This is a genomic window from Larkinella fluvii, from assembly GCF_051857545.1.
Classification (GTDB): domain Bacteria; phylum Bacteroidota; class Bacteroidia; order Cytophagales; family Spirosomataceae; genus Larkinella.
Genome location: NZ_JBPZHB010000010.1, coordinates 311963 through 329385 on the forward strand (window position 1 = coordinate 311963; position 17423 = coordinate 329385).

The 17423-nt window shown below is 49.9% G+C and carries 15 protein-coding genes and 1 tRNA gene; 9 read left to right on the forward strand and 7 right to left on the reverse strand.

Going from position 1 to position 17423, the window contains the following annotated elements; all coding sequences use genetic code 11:
- Window positions 1-34: 34 nt before the first annotated feature.
- The gene (locus tag ACS5NO_RS26575) at window positions 35-430 is read right to left on the reverse strand and encodes a DUF3127 domain-containing protein (RefSeq protein ID WP_439417937.1); all 396 of its coding nucleotides are present in this window, start codon (window positions 428-430) and stop codon (window positions 35-37) included.
- 136 nt (window positions 431-566) lie between these two features.
- Here ACS5NO_RS26575 and elbB point away from each other — a divergent pair, with 136 nt between their 5' ends.
- From elbB to ACS5NO_RS26590, 3 genes are all read left to right on the forward strand, one after another.
- Window positions 567-1256 carry an isoprenoid biosynthesis glyoxalase ElbB gene (elbB, locus tag ACS5NO_RS26580; RefSeq protein WP_439417938.1) on the forward strand — a complete coding sequence of 230 codons (690 nt, stop codon included), beginning with the start codon at window positions 567-569 and terminating at the stop codon, window positions 1254-1256.
- A 367-nt stretch (window positions 1257-1623) separates the two neighbouring features.
- Window positions 1624-1706: transfer RNA gene (locus ACS5NO_RS26585), tRNA-Leu, on the forward strand.
- 102 nt (window positions 1707-1808) lie between these two features.
- Window positions 1809-2435 carry a histidine phosphatase family protein gene (locus ACS5NO_RS26590; RefSeq protein ID WP_439417939.1) on the forward strand — a complete coding sequence of 209 codons (627 nt, stop codon included), beginning with the start codon at window positions 1809-1811 and terminating at the stop codon, window positions 2433-2435.
- Between the two features lie 103 nt (window positions 2436-2538).
- On the opposite strand, the gene ACS5NO_RS26595 is transcribed toward ACS5NO_RS26590, so the two are convergent.
- The gene (locus ACS5NO_RS26595) at window positions 2539-6717 is read right to left on the reverse strand and encodes a hybrid sensor histidine kinase/response regulator (protein ID WP_439417940.1); all 4179 of its coding nucleotides are present in this window, start codon (window positions 6715-6717) and stop codon (window positions 2539-2541) included.
- 287 nt (window positions 6718-7004) lie between these two features.
- Between ACS5NO_RS26595 and ACS5NO_RS26600 the strand changes: the two genes are divergently transcribed.
- Window positions 7005-7223 (forward strand): hypothetical protein, encoded by a 219-nt coding sequence (locus ACS5NO_RS26600; protein WP_439417941.1) that lies wholly within the window; start codon window positions 7005-7007, stop codon window positions 7221-7223.
- A 28-nt stretch (window positions 7224-7251) separates the two neighbouring features.
- Window positions 7252-7563, forward strand: a complete 312-nt coding sequence (locus ACS5NO_RS26605) for an SOS response-associated peptidase (protein WP_439417997.1) — start codon at window positions 7252-7254, stop codon at window positions 7561-7563.
- 5 nt (window positions 7564-7568) lie between these two features.
- Here ACS5NO_RS26605 and ACS5NO_RS26610 read toward each other — a convergent pair whose 3' ends face one another.
- A complete protein-coding gene (locus ACS5NO_RS26610) occupies window positions 7569-8180 on the reverse strand; it encodes a deoxynucleoside kinase (protein WP_439417942.1) in 612 nt (203 codons plus the stop codon).
- 85 nt (window positions 8181-8265) lie between these two features.
- On the opposite strand from ACS5NO_RS26610, the gene trhO reads away from it, so the two are divergent.
- On the forward strand, window positions 8266-9222 hold the full coding sequence (trhO, locus tag ACS5NO_RS26615; protein WP_439417943.1) for an oxygen-dependent tRNA uridine(34) hydroxylase TrhO: 957 nt from the start codon (window positions 8266-8268) through the stop codon (window positions 9220-9222).
- On the opposite strand, the gene ACS5NO_RS26620 is transcribed toward trhO, so the two are convergent.
- Window positions 9205-9714: a GNAT family N-acetyltransferase gene (locus tag ACS5NO_RS26620; protein ID WP_439417944.1), complete on the reverse strand. Its 510-nt coding sequence runs from the start codon at window positions 9712-9714 to the stop codon at window positions 9205-9207. The genes trhO and ACS5NO_RS26620 overlap by 18 nt on opposite strands.
- 109 nt (window positions 9715-9823) lie before the next feature.
- Between ACS5NO_RS26620 and surE the strand changes: the two genes are divergently transcribed.
- Both surE and ACS5NO_RS26630 read left to right on the forward strand, forming a co-directional pair.
- The gene (gene surE, locus ACS5NO_RS26625; RefSeq protein ID WP_439417945.1) at window positions 9824-10669 is read left to right on the forward strand and encodes a 5'/3'-nucleotidase SurE; all 846 of its coding nucleotides are present in this window, start codon (window positions 9824-9826) and stop codon (window positions 10667-10669) included.
- Window positions 10670-10681: 12 nt separating this feature from the next.
- Window positions 10682-12253, forward strand: coding sequence for a GH3 auxin-responsive promoter family protein (locus tag ACS5NO_RS26630; RefSeq protein WP_439417946.1), 1572 nt, complete (start codon window positions 10682-10684; stop codon window positions 12251-12253).
- Window positions 12254-12321: 68 nt separating this feature from the next.
- On the opposite strand, the gene ACS5NO_RS26635 is transcribed toward ACS5NO_RS26630, so the two are convergent.
- Complete coding sequence (locus ACS5NO_RS26635; RefSeq protein ID WP_439417947.1) at window positions 12322-12963, reverse strand: LysE family translocator; 642 nt, start codon at window positions 12961-12963, stop codon at window positions 12322-12324.
- A 4-nt stretch (window positions 12964-12967) separates the two neighbouring features.
- Complete coding sequence (locus tag ACS5NO_RS26640) at window positions 12968-13516, reverse strand: NUDIX domain-containing protein (RefSeq protein ID WP_439417948.1); 549 nt, start codon at window positions 13514-13516, stop codon at window positions 12968-12970.
- A gap of 70 nt (window positions 13517-13586) precedes the next feature.
- Between ACS5NO_RS26640 and ACS5NO_RS26645 the strand changes: the two genes are divergently transcribed.
- Window positions 13587-14591, forward strand: a complete 1005-nt coding sequence (locus tag ACS5NO_RS26645; RefSeq protein ID WP_439417949.1) for a cation diffusion facilitator family transporter — start codon at window positions 13587-13589, stop codon at window positions 14589-14591.
- A gap of 286 nt (window positions 14592-14877) precedes the next feature.
- On the opposite strand, the gene ACS5NO_RS26650 is transcribed toward ACS5NO_RS26645, so the two are convergent.
- A complete protein-coding gene (locus ACS5NO_RS26650; RefSeq protein WP_439417950.1) occupies window positions 14878-17247 on the reverse strand; it encodes an ABC transporter permease in 2370 nt (789 codons plus the stop codon).
- Window positions 17248-17423 lie beyond the last annotated feature (176 nt).

Sequence of the window (17423 nt, forward strand, 5' to 3'; positions counted from 1 at the left end):
AGAACCAAAAATCACCCGGGTGGTCAGTTTAACTTTAGAACGGGAGTCCGTTGTCTTCTTCTTCAAACGTCGTCAGTGGGCGGTCTGCCGAGCGGGGTTCCGAGCGACGGGGAGCCGCGGCTGGTGCCGGTTGCGGTTCGTATCCTCCTCCACCGCCTTCTGCTGCCTCGATCCGCCAGGCCCGCACGTCGGTATACCACCGGTCGTTGTATTCGCGGGATTCGATGCTGATGGCACATTTCATCGTGTCGCCCGGCGCATACTGCGCCAGTTCGGCGGCTTTTTCGCCCCAGGCCATCAGGCAGACTTGTTTGGGAAACTGGTCGATGGTTTCGAGTACAAATTGTTGCTTCGTCCAGGTTCCATTTTTCCCCTGACCCGATTGTTCAGGTAAAACTTTAACCAGTTTACCTACTAATTCCATTGCCATATGCTCTCTGTTAATTTCTTTTTGTTTACTACTAGCCGAATTTCTTTTCGTCCGGCGAAGGTTGAAATGAATCGTTGAAGTTACAACTTTTTGGCTTAATTTTCCCCAAAAAACCACCTCCTTGATCCCCTGAATTATGAAAATCGGAGTCTTGTTACACGGAAACGGCGTCTACGACGGCACCGAAATTCACGAAGCCGTCCTGACCTTGCTGGCCCTGGCGGAAGTGGGCGCCGAGACGGTTTGCATCGCCCCGGATGTTGACCAATACCACGCGATTAACCACCTGACGGGCGAAGAAATGCCGGAAACCCGCAACGTGCTGGTCGAATCGGCCCGGATTGCACGGGGCAACATCCGGAATCTGGCCACACTGACCGCCGACGAACTGGATGGGCTGGTGATGCCGGGCGGTTTTGGTACGGCCAAAAATATTACAAAATGGGCGTTTGAAGGCCCGCAGGGAGCGATTCTGGAACCGGTGAAGCAATTCATCCTTGACCTGATTTCGCTCAAGAAACCGATTGTCGCCCTGTGCATGAGTCCCACCACGCTGGCCAAAGCCCTGGAGGGCAGCGGAATTTCGGCCACGCTCACGGTGGGGTCGGATCGGGAAGAAAGCCCGTATGAAATCAGCGGAATTGCCGCCGGAATCACTTCGCTGGGACACCATGCCGAGATGAAAACCGTACGGGAAATTTCAGTCGATCGGGAAAACAAGATCATTACCGCACCCTGTTACATGATGGAAGCGTCCATCCTGGACGTCCGCGATAACATCCGGGCCGCCATCGATGAACTGGTGGTACTGTTGCGGGAAGAATAGATCACAGAGAGGTGAGAGAATAGACAAGAGAGAATAGAGTTTTCAAACGTACTCTTTTTGTCTATCCTCTCTTATCTATCCTCTCACCTCTCTAAAAAAACACTGGCTCTTCTATCGGGAGAAGAGCCAGGTTCAGTGCTAACCTATGATGAACGAACCAGCCCGGTAGTAGAACCACCGACCTGAACAGGGATACCAGCCTTTGTTTTTACACGCCGGCTACGACCCACTATACGTTCTGGGTCATAAAGGCACGGAGATCGCTTCACATACTGATGGTCGCATCATTTTTTAGTAATAAGTAAGGATGCCTTGGTTTTTTGAGCGCAAGTGCCTACTTTTGCATCCACAAAAAATACGGTTTTCTGTCCATGTGGTGGAATTGGTAGACACGCCATCTTGAGGGGGTGGTGCCGTCATGGTGTGAGGGTTCGAATCCCTCCGTGGACACAGAAAGGAAATAAAACCGCCAAATCAAGCTGATTTGGCGGTTTTTCTATTTCAAACTGGTGTCTTTAATGCCTAAACTAATTCAGGATAAACGTTAAACTTATGCCTACATTCTACCTCATTCGTCATGCAGAGAGTGAAGGAAACCAAAGACCGCATTTGATATGTGGCCGTTCTAACCACTACCTGTTATCCAACGAGGGAATTGCGCAATCAGAAAAGCTTGGCCGACGATTAAAAGAAGAATGTATTCAGTTTAAGCATTGGTTTTCCAGTCCTGCCGAACGAACCGTGCAAACTGCATCTATTATTGGACGTATTGCTAATCTACCTCAAGCCCTGCTGTCTGACCAACTACAGGAGCAATGGATGGGAGATTGGGAAGGTCAGCTACGAGCTCAGATATACACGGAGGAAACCGTACGGATCATGAGTGCTGACAATTGGCATTTTAAGGACCACAACGGGGAATCCCAGTTCGAGGTGGAAAATAGAATGTATGATTTTATAAGTCCACTTTTGACGTTACCTTCTGAAGTAACAGTTGGCATTGTTACGCATGGTATGGCCATAAAGTGCTTGCTGCGTAAGATACTGGACTCTTCTCCTGCGATGACTCATAAAATTCAGCTAAACAACACCTCATTGACAATTTTGAGATATACTCATTCTGACTGGCACATTGAAAGGGTTAATGACTATTCTCATCTTTTAAAATTTACAGTTTAAAAAGTTTACTAAAACCTATTTAGGACTTTCGCTTTTTGCCCCTCAATCCCCTAAAGGACAGGCAATGGGGATTTTTTCTGCTCACTTAAAACCGGTTTCTCTCCTATACCCGCTGCTGCCGCCGAACCGACGCTTTTTCCAGGGCGGTTTTCAGCACGTCGAGTAAGAGTGGTTTGGAAATGTAATCGTCCATGCCGGCTACCAGACACTCCTGCTCATCTTCTTTCATGGCATTGGCCGTCATCGCAATGATGATGGGCTGCGGGCCAGCCTGACGGCGAATGCGCCGGGTCGCTTCCAGACCGTTCATTTCCGGCATCTGAACATCCATCAAAATGGCATCATACGGTTTTTCCTGCAACATGGCCAGCACTTCGCTCCCGTTTTGAGCCAGGTCAGGTTGATATCCCAACTTGGCCAGAATGTTCAGAATGAGTTTCTGATTGGCCAGATAATCCTCCGCAACCAGAATATCGAGGGGGTTTTGCCGGGCAAACTCCTCAGACAAACTGTGCTGCACGGGGCGGAAAACCGTCGACTGGTTTTCGTCGGGCTGTTTCAGTTGCCGTTGAACCAGATCGAAGAGCTGCTGCTGACGGATGGGTTTGGTCAGAATCGCCGAAAAAAGATCCGGGTATGATTTCCGGGTTTCTTCACCCACCGAACTCAGCAGAATGATCGGGAGCCGGGGATGCTGCATCCGGATATTCCGGGCCAGTTCCACCCCGTTCATTCCCGGCATCTGCATGTCGGTAACAACCAGTTGAAACAACGGATTGGCCGACAGAAGTGCCAGCGCCTGGACGCCCGACAAGGCCGTAACCGGTACCAGCTTCCACTGCTCAAGCTGCGATTTCAGAATGGTCAGGTTAGTCTGGTTATCATCGACCACCAACACCCGTTTGCCCTCGTTTTCGGTGGTATTGAACAAAATATAATGCCGCTTGGCCTGTTGACTGACCCGGCAACGAACGGTAAATGTGAAGGTAGTGCCCCGGCCTTCCTCGCTTTCGACGTCGATTGCACCACCCATCAGTTTGACCAGCCGCTCGCTGATGGCCAGCCCCAGACCCGTTCCGCCATAGCGCCGGGTCATGGACGAATCGACCTGGGAGAACGCCTTGAAAAGCCGCTGGCGTTTGTCTTCAGGAATGCCGATGCCCGTATCCCGCACCTGAAAGGCCAGTTCCAGCTCATTGTCGTTGATGCGCTGACGAACGTCGGCCCGCACAAACACCTCGCCTTTGTGGGTGAATTTGACCGCATTCCCGACCAGATTGATCAGAATCTGACGCAACCGCAACCCGTCTCCAATCACATGGAGCGGTACCGTGTGTTCAAACTGATAGACCAGATCCAGCCCGTTTTCGGCGGCTTTTCCGGCAAACAGATCCAGCACGTCCTCCACACAATGCAGCAGGTCGATGTCGCCCTCTTCCAGTTCCAGACTTCCGGATTCAATCTTGGAAAAGTCAAGAATGTCGTTGATTACGCCCAACAGGTTCGTTCCGCACTGGTGAATGGTGTCAACGTATTCGTGCTGTTCTTCCGACAGTTCCGTTTCCTGCAACAAATAGGTCATGCCCAGCACGCCGTTCATCGGCGTCCGGATTTCGTGGCTCATCGTGGCCAGAAAAACGCTCTTGGCCTGGTTGGCTTGCTCCGCTTCTTCCCTGGCCTTTTTTTCCTGAATCTGCTGCTCGTGAATTTCTTCAACCAGGGCTTGCAAATGTTCCGACTGGGATTGGAGTTCTTCTTTTTGGTAAAGCACCTGGGCCGTCCGCTCGGTCACGATTTCTTCCAGTTTCTCTTTTTGGGCTTTAAGCGCCCGGGTTCGCCAGCGGATAATCAGGTTGGGACTGGCCAGAAATGCCAGGGCCATCAATGATCCGAACCACCAGGTTTGCCAGAACGGCGGTTTGATGATGACCCGGAAGGCGGTGCCCCGTTCATTCCAGACGCCGTCGTTGTTAGAAGCCTTGACCCGAAAGGTGTAAAAACCGGGGTCGAGGTTGGTGTAGGTAACCACCCGTTTGTGATTTTTATAGTTCCAGTTCTGATCAAATCCTTCCAGTTTGTAGGCATACTGGTTTTTTTCGGGCAGGGAATAATTTAGAGCGGCAAATTCGAAGGTAAGCGTCGATTGTTCGGCAGACAGGCTGATTTTGTTCGACCGGAGCCAGACGGGCTGGTCGAAAACGTGCAGGCTCGTGATGTAAACCGGCGGAACGTCGGGATTATCCCGCAAACTATCGGGTGAAAACACGTTCATACCCCCGATACCCCCGAAATACAGTTCACCCTGCTTGGTCTTGAAAACCGACATGCGGTTGAAAAACCCCCTTTGCAGGCCATCGCCAGCGTCATAATTGCGAAACGTCTGGTTGTTCTGATCGAAGCGGGCGAGTCCTTTGTTGGTGCTGATCCAGATGTTGCCACGCCGGTCGCTGGTAATAGCCCGAATCACTTCGTTGGTCAGCCCGTTTTTTTTTCGGAAAGCCACAAAAGTCTGTTTTCGCCGGTCGAAACGGTTCAGACCACCGTTGGTGCCCACCCAGAGTTTGCCGGTGGGGTCTTCATATAGGCTGTTGATCAAATTATGGCTGATCGTGCCGGCCACCTGCCGGTTGTGCCGGTACACTGTAAAGGTGCCGGTTTCGGGATTGAGCCGGTTTAAACCACCGCCTTCCGTCCCTACCCACAAGGTGCCGGAGTGGTCGTAGCAGAGTGAACTGATGTAGCCCTCGCTGATGCTGCCGGGACGGGAAGGATCAGGCCGGAAGTGCGTGAACTGCCCGGTTTTTTTGTCATACCGGCTGATACCGGCACCCAGCGTTCCCAGCCAGATTTCTCCTTTTTTGCCCTCAACGAGGGTGCAAACCGTTTCGTGGCTGAGTCCTTTGGCATTGTTGGTTTGCCGGAAGTTGGTGAACGTGCCGGTCGACTGATTAAACAAACTGAGCCCCCCCTTGTAATTTCCCACCCAAATATCGCTGTCGGAATCCTGATAGACACTCATGATAAAATTACTGCCTACACTGCCCGGATCGGTTGGACGGTGTTTGTAGTACTGGTATTTCTGCGTGGATTTCATCAGGACATTCAAGCCTCCCCCATCCGTTCCCATCCACAAGTTGCCCTGCGGATCCACCAACATCGACATGATGTTGGTGTTGTTCAGCGTATTCGGATTATTTTTATCCCGCCTGTAGAGCACAAATTTGGCCGGTTGGTGATCCAGAAAATTGATTCCCTGGTTATACGTACCAATCCACATGTTGCCGCTGCGATCCTGGCAAATGGCATACACCGACGCATCATTGATGCCGTCTTCCTGGTTTTCGTCGTACAGATACCGGGTAAACCTGGTGCGGTTTTGATTGAGCACACTGATTCCGCCGTTTTCGGTTCCAATCCACAAATTCCCGTGGCGATCTTCTCCGAGCGAATTCAAGTCATTGTGACTAATGGTGCCCGGATCGGCCGGGTTGTGCAGATACCGCGTGAAAGTTTCCTGATCGGGATTGAGCCGGTTGAGCCCGCCCCCTTCCGTTGCAATCCAGAGTTGCCCCTTCGAATCCTCAAACAGTTGCCGAAGTTTGTTGTGGCTCAGCGACGACGGATCGGCGGGGCGGTTTTCATAATGCTGAAACCTGTGCGTCGTGGTATCCAGCCGGTTCAGCCCTCCGCCAAAAGTCGATACCCAGATCCGGCCCGCGCGGTCGATCACCACATCCTGAACCAAATCATTGCTCAAACTGGTGGGAACACCGGGCTGATGGCTGTAGGATGTAAAGGTCTTTTCGGCGGGATTAAACCGGGAAAGCCCGCGATCGGTTCCGATCCAGAGATGACCGTTCCGGTCTTCGGCAATAGCAGTTACCCGGTTGTTATTCAGACTCTTAGAATCTCGCTCAATGCGTTTGTACGATGTAAAGCCCCCGGTTTTTTTATCAAACAGGCATAACCCCCCGGCGTCGGTACCGACCCACAGGCGGCCCTGCCGGTCTTCATAGAGGGAGCGAACGTAATTATCACTCAGGCTGTTGTGCCGGTGTGGATCATTGCGATAAACCGTAAACGAATAACCGTCGTAGAGATTGAGTCCATCCTGCGTTCCAAACCACATAAACCCCTGCTGATCCTGAATAATACAGGTGACATTGCTTTGGGAAAGCCCGTCAAGGGTGGTAATGTGCTTAAACCGTACCGGCCCCGTCTGGGCTACGGAAGCGGAAAAAACCAGGAAAAAGGCCAGCAGCGAGAGAATAAAGATTTTCATGAAAAGGCCCAGAGATTCTAAAAGTGCAATATAGGTTTATTCTTAGATACTTTATATAGCTGTCTGATAATTGCTATGTACATCAAAAATTGATCCTGATTTTCGGGATTGACCACTAGCTACATTTACGGTACGGTTTTTAAACTTTTTCACCCATTATTCCATCCTATGGCCCGGCATTCTCATCCGTGTAGCCGAGAAATTTTGTATCTTACTAATGCCCGACATCTGATTTTTCCATTTGTTATTCCGTCAATGCCCTGGCTGAACTGGTCGAATTGACAAAATTGAATAAAATCTCTCATTATCCGGATTCGTACGTTCAAGACGGAAAAATTTCCGGTTTTACTCATCCGCAGTTGCCCATTATTACGCAGGAAATCCAGCTTTTTCAATGGGGATTATTACCTGCCTGGGCCAAAGAAGACCAAGCAGCCGAACTGGCCAACATGACTCTCAATGCCCGGGTAGACTTAGATCTTCGAAAAACCGTCTTTTCGGGATAGCATCGGCTCGAAACGCTGCCTGCTGCCGATCGACGGTTTTTACGCATGGCGTCACGAAGAGAAACAGAAAGTTCCGTATTACATCACGTTGATGGATCAAAAACCGTTTGCGCTGGGCGGCCTTTATTCGGTCCGGAAAAACCGGCCGACGTTTTCGATCGTGCCTACCAATGCCAACCCGCTAATCGAATACATCCATAACACCAAAAAGCGCATGCCGCTCAGTCTGAGCCGCGAAGAAGAACGGCGCTGGCTTGACCCGGAGCTGATCAAGGCCGAAATCAAAGCACTGATGCAGCCGTTTGACGACGGGCAAACGAAAGCGAAGGTGATGACCTAATGGCTTCAATTTACTCCCAACACCCGATCAATCCGCTTAATAACCGCCCGTAAATCGTCCGGATGGTTCACATAATCCAGCTCATTTACGTCGATTACCAGCAACTTTCCGGCGGTGTAGTTGGCCGTAAAGGCTTCGTAATACCGGTTTAAATTCGCCAGATAGTCCGGGCTGATGGATCTCTCATAGTCCCGGCCCCGCTTGCGGATCTGCTCCCGGAGCTTGGGAATACCCGCGCGCAGGTAAATCATCAGATCCGGCGGACGAACCAGTTCCAGCATGTTTTCGAACACCCGGCGATACGTCTGGTAATCGCGGGGACTCATCAAACCGCTTTCGTGCAGATTGCGGGCAAAAATAGAGGCATCTTCATAGATGGTCCGGTCCTGCACCACCGACCGGTTTCCGGTATTGATCTTCAGCATCTGCTCAAACCGGCTATTCAGAAAATAAATCTGGAGGTTGAACGACCAGCGACTCATATCCTCGTAGAAATCCACCAGATACGGGTTATCCTCGACGGCTTCTTTCAGGACTTCCCAGCCGTAATGAGTGCCGAGTAGATGGGCCAGTGTCGTTTTTCCGGCCCCGATATTTCCGGTTATCGCGATGTGCATAGCGGTCATCAGTTACCCAAACGTGGACGTCAGGGATACTTTTTGTATCTTTGTGTGTGAACCAGTGACAGGAATTGTTTGTGTTATGAAGCCCTATCGCGTTTTATTATATTACTGCTATACAACCATCGAAAACCCGGAGCAGTTTCGGGATGAACACCACCGGCTGTGCATCCGGCTCAATTTGCTGGGCCGCATCATCATTGCACCCGAAGGACTGAACGGCACGGTGTCGGGTTTGCCCGCCGATTGTGACGAATACATGCGGATTGTGAAGTCCGATCCGCGGTTTGAAAGCCTGGAATTTAAGGTCGATGATTACGCCAGCCACGCGTTTCAGAAACTGAACGTGCGATTGAAAGACGAGATCGTCAATTCCGACCTGCCCGTTGACCCGCGCGTCAAAACCGGCATCCACCTCGAACCGGATGAATTCCGGCAGATGAAGGACGACGAAGACGTGGTGTTGATCGACATGCGTTCCAATTACGAACATTCCGTCGGCAAATTCAAAGGGGCCATTACGTTCGATATGGAGAATCTGCGGGAACTCCCGCAGCACATGGACGAAATCAAACACCTGAAAAACAAAAAAATCATTACGTATTGCACGGGCGGCATCAAGTGCGAAAAAGCCAGTGCCTACCTGCTCGATCAGGGATTCGAGAACGTCTACCAACTCCACGGCGGTATTATCAAATACGGCATTGAAGAAGGCGGTGAAGACTTCGACGGCAAGTGTTACGTGTTCGATAACCGCGTCGCGGTCGATGTCAACCAGGTGAATCCGGTGGTGATTTCAACCTGCTACCGTTGCGGAACCCACACGGACCGGATGATCAACTGCGCCAGCCCGGCCTGCAACAACCACGTCACACTCTGCGAAGCGTGTGGAGACGAGCACCAGGGAACCTGCGCGGATGCTTGTAAAACCGATCCGGCCCTGCGCCCCTACGACGGCACCGGCTATTACGCGAAGGAAACCCGGGGCTATTCGCCCCTGCTGGGCTACCGGAGTCAGCAATCAACCCTGATTCACTAACGGTTTTTCAAGAACGAAATCATTCATCCAGTACGGTCCAATCGGAATATCTTCTTCCCGGACCACTTCAAAGCCCAGCCGTTCGTAGAACTGCCGGGCTTTGTTATACCGGTTTACGTTCAGATACAGGCGGTTTCCGCCAGCCGCCAGGCACCGGCGGATGACTTCCTCCAGCAAAAGCCGTCCGGTTCCCTTGCCCTGTTCGGTCGGTAATACGTAGATTTTGTGTAACTTAAACCGCTCGTCGTCGGCTTCATTCCGCGAGAACGCGGCAAAACCGGTCAATTTCTGATTGGAAAAGGCCAGAATAAACTCCTGTTTTTCGATGGTCATTTGCTCCCGGAGGGCCTCCTGTGAATAAATGGCCTGAAACATGTAGGTAATCTGTTCCTGATCGAGAATGGCCCGGTAGGTCGGCTCCCAGATTTGTTCCTGTAGGGCAATGATGGATTCGATGTCGGAAAGCGTAGCGGTTTTGAACTCGAGTGACATGTAGTTTACGGTTTAGCCGCACAAAATTAACGGAAAAGAGGATAGACAAGCGGGAAAAGAGCCGAAACCCTTACCTTTGGCTTCCAGTAAACACGCAAAACGAAGTACCATGTCGGAACAAAAACCGCTGATTCTAGTCACAAACGATGATGGCATTACCGCCCACGGCATTCGAACGCTGGTGGGTTTGATGAAACAACTGGGTGACGTTGTGGTGGTTGCGCCCAACAGCCCACAATCGGGCATGGGTCACGCGATCACGATAGCCTCCCCCCTGCGCTTAAACGAAGTCGATCTTTATCCGGGAACACCCGCTTACGAATGCTCCGGAACGCCCGCCGATTGTGTCAAGCTGGCGAAACATTTTGTGTTGAAAGACCGCAGCCCGGACCTGGTCGTGAGCGGCATCAACCACGGCAGCAATACGTCCATCAGTGTGCTGTATTCGGGAACCATGTCGGCGGCCATCGAAGCCGCCATCGAGGGCATTCCCGCGATCGGTTTTTCGCTCTGTGATTACGCCCACGAACCCGATTTTTCGCATACGCACGACCATATTCTGAAAATTGCCGGACACGCCCTTGAGCACGGTATTCCCAAAGGCGTTACGCTGAACGTCAATTTCCCGGCCAAATCTGAACAGCCCTTGCAGGAAATCCGGATCTGTCGGCAGGCGGATGCGCGCTGGCAGGAAGAATTCGACCAACGCAAAGATCCCTACGGCCGGAGCTATTTCTGGATGTCCGGAAAATTTGTCAATGACGATACCGGCGAGGATACCGACGAATACGCGCTGTCGCAAAACTGCACGTCGGTGGTTCCCTGCCAACTGGATCTGACGGATTACAAGATCATTGAAACGATGAAATCCTGGAATATCAACGAAAGGAATTCGGCCATCCCGGCGCCCGCTGAACCGAATGAACTGCTCGAAACCGGTAAACAACAATCCTAACGATTTTGCCCTATGGCCTTATTAGGAAGCTTATTGAAACGGGGTATTTCGCTGACCAACGTGGTTCGGCGGAAGAAATTGAATGCCCTCAAATTACAGAAGAAAACCTTTGTCAAGCTGATCGGGAAAGCCCGTTACACGCAATTTGGACAGGCTTTTCAGTTTGAAGATATTGAGAATGCCGCCTTTTTCGAAGACGAAAAAGCGTTTTATAACAAGTTTCGGGAGATAGTTCCCATTTATGATTACAACAAGATTTACAAGGACTGGTGGCAACGGTCGATCAACGGCGAAAAAAACGTCTGCTGGCCGGGTCGGGTGAAGTATTTCGCGCTGAGTTCCGGCACATCGGAAGCAGCTTCCAAATACATTCCCGTCACCAAAACCATGTCGAAGGCGATTCAGAAAACCAGCATCCGGCAAATTCTGAGCTTGGGTCGCTACCAGCACCTGCCTTCGCAACTCTACGAAAAGGGCTTTCTGATGCTGGGCGGCAGCACAACACTGAACTACCGCGACAACCATTTTGAAGGCGATTTGAGCGGAATCACGGCCAGCCAGATACCGTTCTGGTTCCAGCAGTTTTATAAACCGGGCAAAGAAATTGCACAGGAACGCGACTGGGCCTTGAAACTGGACGAAATTACGGAACAGGCGAGTCAGTGGGACATCGGTTTTGTGGTGGGCGTTCCGGCCTGGATTCAGTTGCTGATGGAGAAAATCATTGCCCATTATAAGGTCAAAACCATTCACGACATCTGGCCGAATCTGATGGTGTTCTGCCACGGCGGGGTGTCGTTCGAGCCGTATCGGCACGGTTTTGAGCACCTGCTGGCCCGACCGATCACCTACATCGAAACGTATCTGGCGTCTGAAGGCTTCATTGCCTATCAGACACACCCCAACGCGGAAGGCATGCAGTTGGTGCTCGACAACGGCATTTTCTTTGAATTCATCCCCTTCAACGACGAAAATTTCAATGCCGACGGCGAGGTGATCGACAAACCGCAGGCGCTGATGATCGACGAAGTGGAGGAAGGCAAGGAATACGCCCTGCTAATTTCGACCTGTTCGGGAGCCTGGCGGTATCTGATCGGTGATACGATCAAGTTCGTTTCCAAAAAACACAGCGAGATCGTCATTACCGGACGAACCAAGCACTTCCTGAGCCTTTGCGGGGAACACCTGTCGGTGGATAACATGAACAAAGCCGTCGAACTGGCGTCGCAGGAACTCAACATCGATGTGCGGGAATTTACGGTCGCCGGTATTTCACACGACACCCTTTTCGCGCACCACTGGTACATTGGAACCAACGACCCGGTTGATGAAACGGTGCTGAAAAACCTCATCGACGCCAAATTGAAAGAACTGAACGATGATTACGCGGTGGAACGCCGACACGCCCTCAAGGATGTATTTGTTACTGTTTTACCCGCCACTACCTTCTACAAGTGGATGGAAGCCAAGGGGAAAATGGGCGGTCAAAACAAATTCCCCCGGGTTTTGAAGAAAAATATGATCTCCGACTGGGAAGGTTTTCTGAAAACGCAGGGTATTGAAGTGGGTTCTGCGCGGACATAACCCCTCCAGCGATTCTAACCCCGTCAGCGACCGTTTCGACGGCCCGGCGCTGACGGGGTCAGAACCGGTTATTGCTTCAACATCGCAATCAGCGGATCGTAAAGCCGGGTCCAGGCCAGTTGCAGGGAAATGAAAATGAAGACGACCCCGGTGACGCGGTTAAAGACCAGGACGACTTTGGGCGTAAAAAACCGCTTCAGTTTATGGGCAAAAACCGCCAGGGCCGATTCGGTCAGGAAGATACTGACCAGACTGGCGATCATAAAACCGTAGCGTTCCTGGTGGCTGTAGTGCAGTGAATTGGTCAGGTAAGCCGCCAGTGTGACCCAGGTAATGAAGTTGATCGGATTGATGGCATTCAGGACAAAACCCGTCGTAAAGTAGTAGAGAAAATTGCCGAAGCGGGTTTTCGGATACGCCAGCCGGGGCGTTCCTTTAAAGAGGTTGGCAACGCCCATCGCCATCAGGAGAATCACGCCAAACAGCGTTAAATAGAACTCAAATCCATCGATCTGGGGGAGAAAAGCCGTACCGAACAACGCGCAAACAACAAAAATGGCGTCGCAAACCACTACGCCAAAAGCAATCTTGATGCCCGAGCGGTAGCCATTGTCGACACTATTCTGCATCAGGGAAAAAAATACGGTTCCGAACGTCAGGCAAAGCAGAATACCCGCAATAAAACCGTAGAAAATAGCTTCAATCATCATGCGATCAGATCTGTTTCAACCGCGCTACTTTCAGCAGGGCGCAGACGCTGAGGGCATCGGTAATTTCACTATTCATCACCATGTCAACGGCGTCCGCTAAGGAAACCCGCCGGATTTGCAATTGTTCCGTTTCTTCCGGTTCGTGCGCTCCCTGGCTCAGCTCTTCCGCGATGTACAGGAAGCCTTCCTCGTCGGTGGCCGAATTGGAGGTGTGAATGCGGCCAATCATCGTCCACTTTTCAGCTTCCAGACCGGTTTCTTCTTTCAGTTCGCGCCGGGCCGATTCCAGCAGATCCGTGCCAATGGGAGCCCCGCCTTCCGGCACCTCCCAGGAATACTCATCGAGCGGATAGCGGTATTGGCCTACCAGGTAGGTATACCCATCCTGATCGATGGGCACCACGACTACGGCTTTATTCTTGAAACTGACCACCCCGTAGATGCCGGGGGTGTTGGCGGGCGTAACCACCTCTTCATGTCTGATTTTCAACCAGTTGTTGTCGTACACAACCGTTGATGTAAGCGTTTTCCAGGGATTTTCCGTAAACTCCATACCAGCAAATGTAAAGAGAAATCCTTTACAGTTTGCTACCTTTGCAGGCTATAAACCAGCCAACGGCTCCATGCAACCCAGTCAGCGAATCAAATACAAGTGGATGTCGATCTCATTGGGACTGAGTGTGACGTTGATGATTCTCAAATTCACGGCCTGGTGGCTGACGTCGTCCACGGCGGTTTTGACGGATGCCCTCGAATCTATTATCAACGTGATTGCCAGCGGGTTTGCCTTGTACAGCATTTACCTTTCCGGCCAGCCACGCGACCGAAACCACCCGTATGGTCACGGTAAAATTGAGTTTTTCTCCTCCGGTTTTGAAGGGGCGTTAATTCTTTCGGCGGGGCTTTTCATCATTTTCCAGGCCATTCAATCCTTTTCACATCCACAATCCATCACCAACCTGGACTGGGGTCTGGCGCTGATCGCGCTGACCACGGTGGCCAACGCGCTGGTGGGCTGGCTGCTGATCCGAAACGGACGCGCTACGAATTCGATCACCCTTATTGCCGACGGCCGTCACCTGCTGGTCGACAGCCTGAGCAGTTTGATCGTGGTAGTGGGCATTGGCCTCATCTGGCTCACCGGGTTGACCTGGTTCGACGGCCTGTTATCGCTCATTCTGTCGGGGGTGATCATTTTCAACGGTCTTGGCCTGATCCGGCACTCGGTGGCGGGTTTGATGGACGAAACCGACCTGGCGCTGCTGCAACGCATTCTCAACATTCTGAATCAGCACAAGCGCAGCAACTGGATCGATATTCACAATACGCGCGTACAGCGGTACGGGGCCGATCTGCACATCGACTGCCACCTGACGCTGCCTTACTACTGGACGCTGGCGCAGGTTCACCAGGAAGTTCACGAGTTTGAAGAGGTGCTGAAAGGGGAAATTGACACGGAAGTAGAAATTTTCATTCACGTCGATCCGTGTCTGCCGGAGTGTTGCCACTATTGCCGCATTGCCGACTGTCCGGTTCGGGCCCATGCGTTCTCCGGCGATGTGGAATGGACGATTGCCAACATTTCCACCAACCAAAAACACTTTGTCACGGAAGCCGAGCCGAATTGATGCGGTTCTTTTTTAAAAAAAATTTCACAAAATCCGATTAAAAAAGTTGGCCGTTATCAACTTTTTTGTAATTTTCGGTGAGAATTTAGTGCTCAAATGAGATACTTAATTCAGGTTGTATTCATATCTCGGTTAAAAAGGCCCCCGCACACGCTGCTGAGGGCCTTTTTCCTTTTTGAGTGATACTTTAGTTATACACCTCCCCAAAATAGATATTTATCAAGCGGCATTCTAAACCGGGAGGGAACTATTCGGCTTTTCCCGATCTTCCAATCCCCAGGATTTTTCAGCCATCACTTTTGAGACTTTCAGCAGGATTTTGAATGGCGGCAATAAAAGATCGGTAGCCTACCGTAAACAGTGCGATAAGCAGTGAAGCAAAAAAACCAGTTATGAAAATTCCTATTCCTGGCTCCACGCGCTCAGGAAATTCCATCAACATTCCGATACCCGCAAAATGTGCTAGTGGAGCGGCAAGTGCAAAAGAGATCATAATCAGTACTGCCGATTCTTTTGTAAACATCATCATAATATTTGAGATCGTAGCCCCAAATACTTTGCGAATCCCAATTTCTTTCGTACGCTGTATCGCCATAAAGGAAACTAATCCATACAAACCCAGGCATCCGATAAATATGGCCAGGAAAGAAGCTGTTCCGAGAATGGAAAACATTACATTATACGATCCGTACTCCCGGTTCAAAGAATCATCCATAAAATGATATTTGCAAAGGTAATCCGGGTAAACGCTTTTCCACGCCCTCTCAATACCGACCAGGGTTTCAGATGCGTTATTGGCGGAGATACTTATCGCTACGCCTGTAAATTTCTGTGGGTTAAACAGAATGCTTACGGGATCAATTTTATTGCTCATTGGCTGTGTATAAGAATCCCTGATGACTCCTCTGATCACAACGGTCTTTCCCCTCAATACATAGGTCTTCCCAATAGCGGATGCGGGATTTGCAAGGCCCAGCGTCTTGATCAAAGCTTGGTTGACCAGGACCTGTGAAGAAGTTTTGTCCATATCGGAAGACAAATTGCTTCCCGCCAACAATTTCATACGAAAGGTGTGAATGTATGAGGTGTCAGCGTAGCTGATCATTCCAGCGTGCTTTTTTTGCTTATCGATATAGATTTCGCCCATTTCGTTGCCCACGTTTCCAAAACTATAGTTGACCAGACCCGGGACTTTTTGTAATTCATACCGCAGCTTCTGATGTTGCTGCTTTTCATTCCCCCGAAGAGAGGGAATCACAACAATTTTCTTTGGATCGAAGCTGGTTGGACGATTCTTGAAATGACTGACCTGATTGATCATAATGGTCGTTACAATGATCAATAGCTGTGCAGCGGCAAATTGTGAAATAACAAGTGCTCTTCGGATCGGGAGCCCTTTGGATTTTCCTACAAAAGTTTGGGATTGCAGGGCCAAAACAGGTTTGTATCCTGACAGGATAAAGGAAGGATAAAAACCAGCCAGAAGGGTTACAAAAATAGTCACACAGGCACTAAACAGCCATGTAGAGGGATCGTTTAAAAGATTTAATTGGTAATTTACCCCGTATGCCTGATTAAGCTGCGTTAAACTTGCCTTTGACAGTACCAATCCCATAACAACAGCTAACACCGAAATGATGAAAGCTTCAGTTATATACTGTACAATGAGCTGAAGACGACTGCTGCCCATGGTTTTTCTAACGCCTACCTCCTTGGCCCTTCTCAATGATTGGGCTGTTGCCAAATTCACAAAATTAATACAGGCAATAAAAGCAATCATTCCGGCAATGATAGCCAAAATTGTCATAACCGGTACGGGGAAGTCGTAGGTAAAACTGGTGTAATCGTAATTCCTGTCGTGGTTATCTTCCAGGGGCAGCAAAAAAAATGTTGTATTTTTCGCTCTGTCCTCTCTCAGATATTTATTAACAACATTTTTGAACTGACTATCGATCTTATCCTTTTTCGTGTTGTGGTTAAACACCACATAAGTTGCTCCAGCACCAACGGTTTCCCAGTTATTGACCTGGTCTGGGACAAACATGGCCAGTGACGGATAAGATATCAGAATACTATACGGATGATCCGTGTTTGTAGGGGGCGCTTCGACAATTCCCGACACAGTCAGGTTTAGCTTATTTTCCAATACAAAAGTTTTCCCTAAGGCTTCACCTGGTCCGCCGAGAAATTTTTCGGCGAAAACATCCGTAACAACCACAGAATTCGGATTGGTTAGCGCGTCCGCTTTATTACCAGCTATCCACTTCACATCAAAGACATCAAAATAGTGCTGGTCAGCAAAAAAAGCGTATTGATCTTCAAATAGGTCGGTTCCTCTGGAAAACTGGTAAACTTGTAAACAATAGACACCGGTCACTTCTTCGAGCCCAGAAACATCCTTTCGGACAGCCTCCGCCAAAGGTGAATAATTACAACCATTAAACTGGGTTCCATTTTCAGTTTGTTGGTATAAGTTCACCCGGTAAATTCGACTCGATTTGCTGTGATATTTATCAAAGGAAGTTTCATATCTGACGATTACGAAAATGACCATACAACAAGCAACGCCGAGAGACAGGCCCAATAAATTAATAACAGCGTATAATCTGTTCTTTTTTAAATTCCTAAATGCCGTAATTAAAAAGCTTCTGAACATACAAAGTAAGGTTAACAAGGTGAAGTCAATAGTACGTTAATGGTCATTGTGAGGTCGCCCTCTATCTGTATTAGTGTATTAGATATATAGTACACCGTAAATATATTGCATTAGGAACTGATTTCAAAATCCATTCAGTTGGTCGTTAAATCAAAAGGACCTTTTTAGTATCTTTC

What these genes read in the sequence shown, in the direction of transcription:
- ACS5NO_RS26575 (WP_439417937.1), bottom strand. Translation starts at nt 430, where the DNA reads ATGGCAATGGAATTAGTAGGTAAACTGGTTAAAGTTTTACCTGAACAA.
- ACS5NO_RS26590 (WP_439417939.1), top strand. Translation starts at nt 1,809, where the DNA reads ATGCCTACATTCTACCTCATTCGTCATGCAGAGAGTGAAGGAAACCAA.
- ACS5NO_RS26630 (WP_439417946.1), top strand. Translation starts at nt 10,682, where the DNA reads ATGGCCTTATTAGGAAGCTTATTGAAACGGGGTATTTCGCTGACCAAC.
- surE (WP_439417945.1), top strand. Translation starts at nt 9,824, where the DNA reads ATGTCGGAACAAAAACCGCTGATTCTAGTCACAAACGATGATGGCATT.
- ACS5NO_RS26640 (WP_439417948.1), bottom strand. Translation starts at nt 13,516, where the DNA reads ATGGAGTTTACGGAAAATCCCTGGAAAACGCTTACATCAACGGTTGTG.
- trhO (WP_439417943.1), top strand. Translation starts at nt 8,266, where the DNA reads ATGAAGCCCTATCGCGTTTTATTATATTACTGCTATACAACCATCGAA.
- ACS5NO_RS26620 (WP_439417944.1), bottom strand. Translation starts at nt 9,714, where the DNA reads ATGTCACTCGAGTTCAAAACCGCTACGCTTTCCGACATCGAATCCATC.
- ACS5NO_RS26595 (WP_439417940.1), bottom strand. Translation starts at nt 6,717, where the DNA reads ATGAAAATCTTTATTCTCTCGCTGCTGGCCTTTTTCCTGGTTTTTTCC.
- ACS5NO_RS26635 (WP_439417947.1), bottom strand. Translation starts at nt 12,963, where the DNA reads ATGATGATTGAAGCTATTTTCTACGGTTTTATTGCGGGTATTCTGCTT.
- ACS5NO_RS26645 (WP_439417949.1), top strand. Translation starts at nt 13,587, where the DNA reads ATGCAACCCAGTCAGCGAATCAAATACAAGTGGATGTCGATCTCATTG.
- ACS5NO_RS26650 (WP_439417950.1), bottom strand. Translation starts at nt 17,247, where the DNA reads ATGTTCAGAAGCTTTTTAATTACGGCATTTAGGAATTTAAAAAAGAAC.
- elbB (WP_439417938.1), top strand. Translation starts at nt 567, where the DNA reads ATGAAAATCGGAGTCTTGTTACACGGAAACGGCGTCTACGACGGCACC.
- ACS5NO_RS26610 (WP_439417942.1), bottom strand. Translation starts at nt 8,180, where the DNA reads ATGCACATCGCGATAACCGGAAATATCGGGGCCGGAAAAACGACACTG.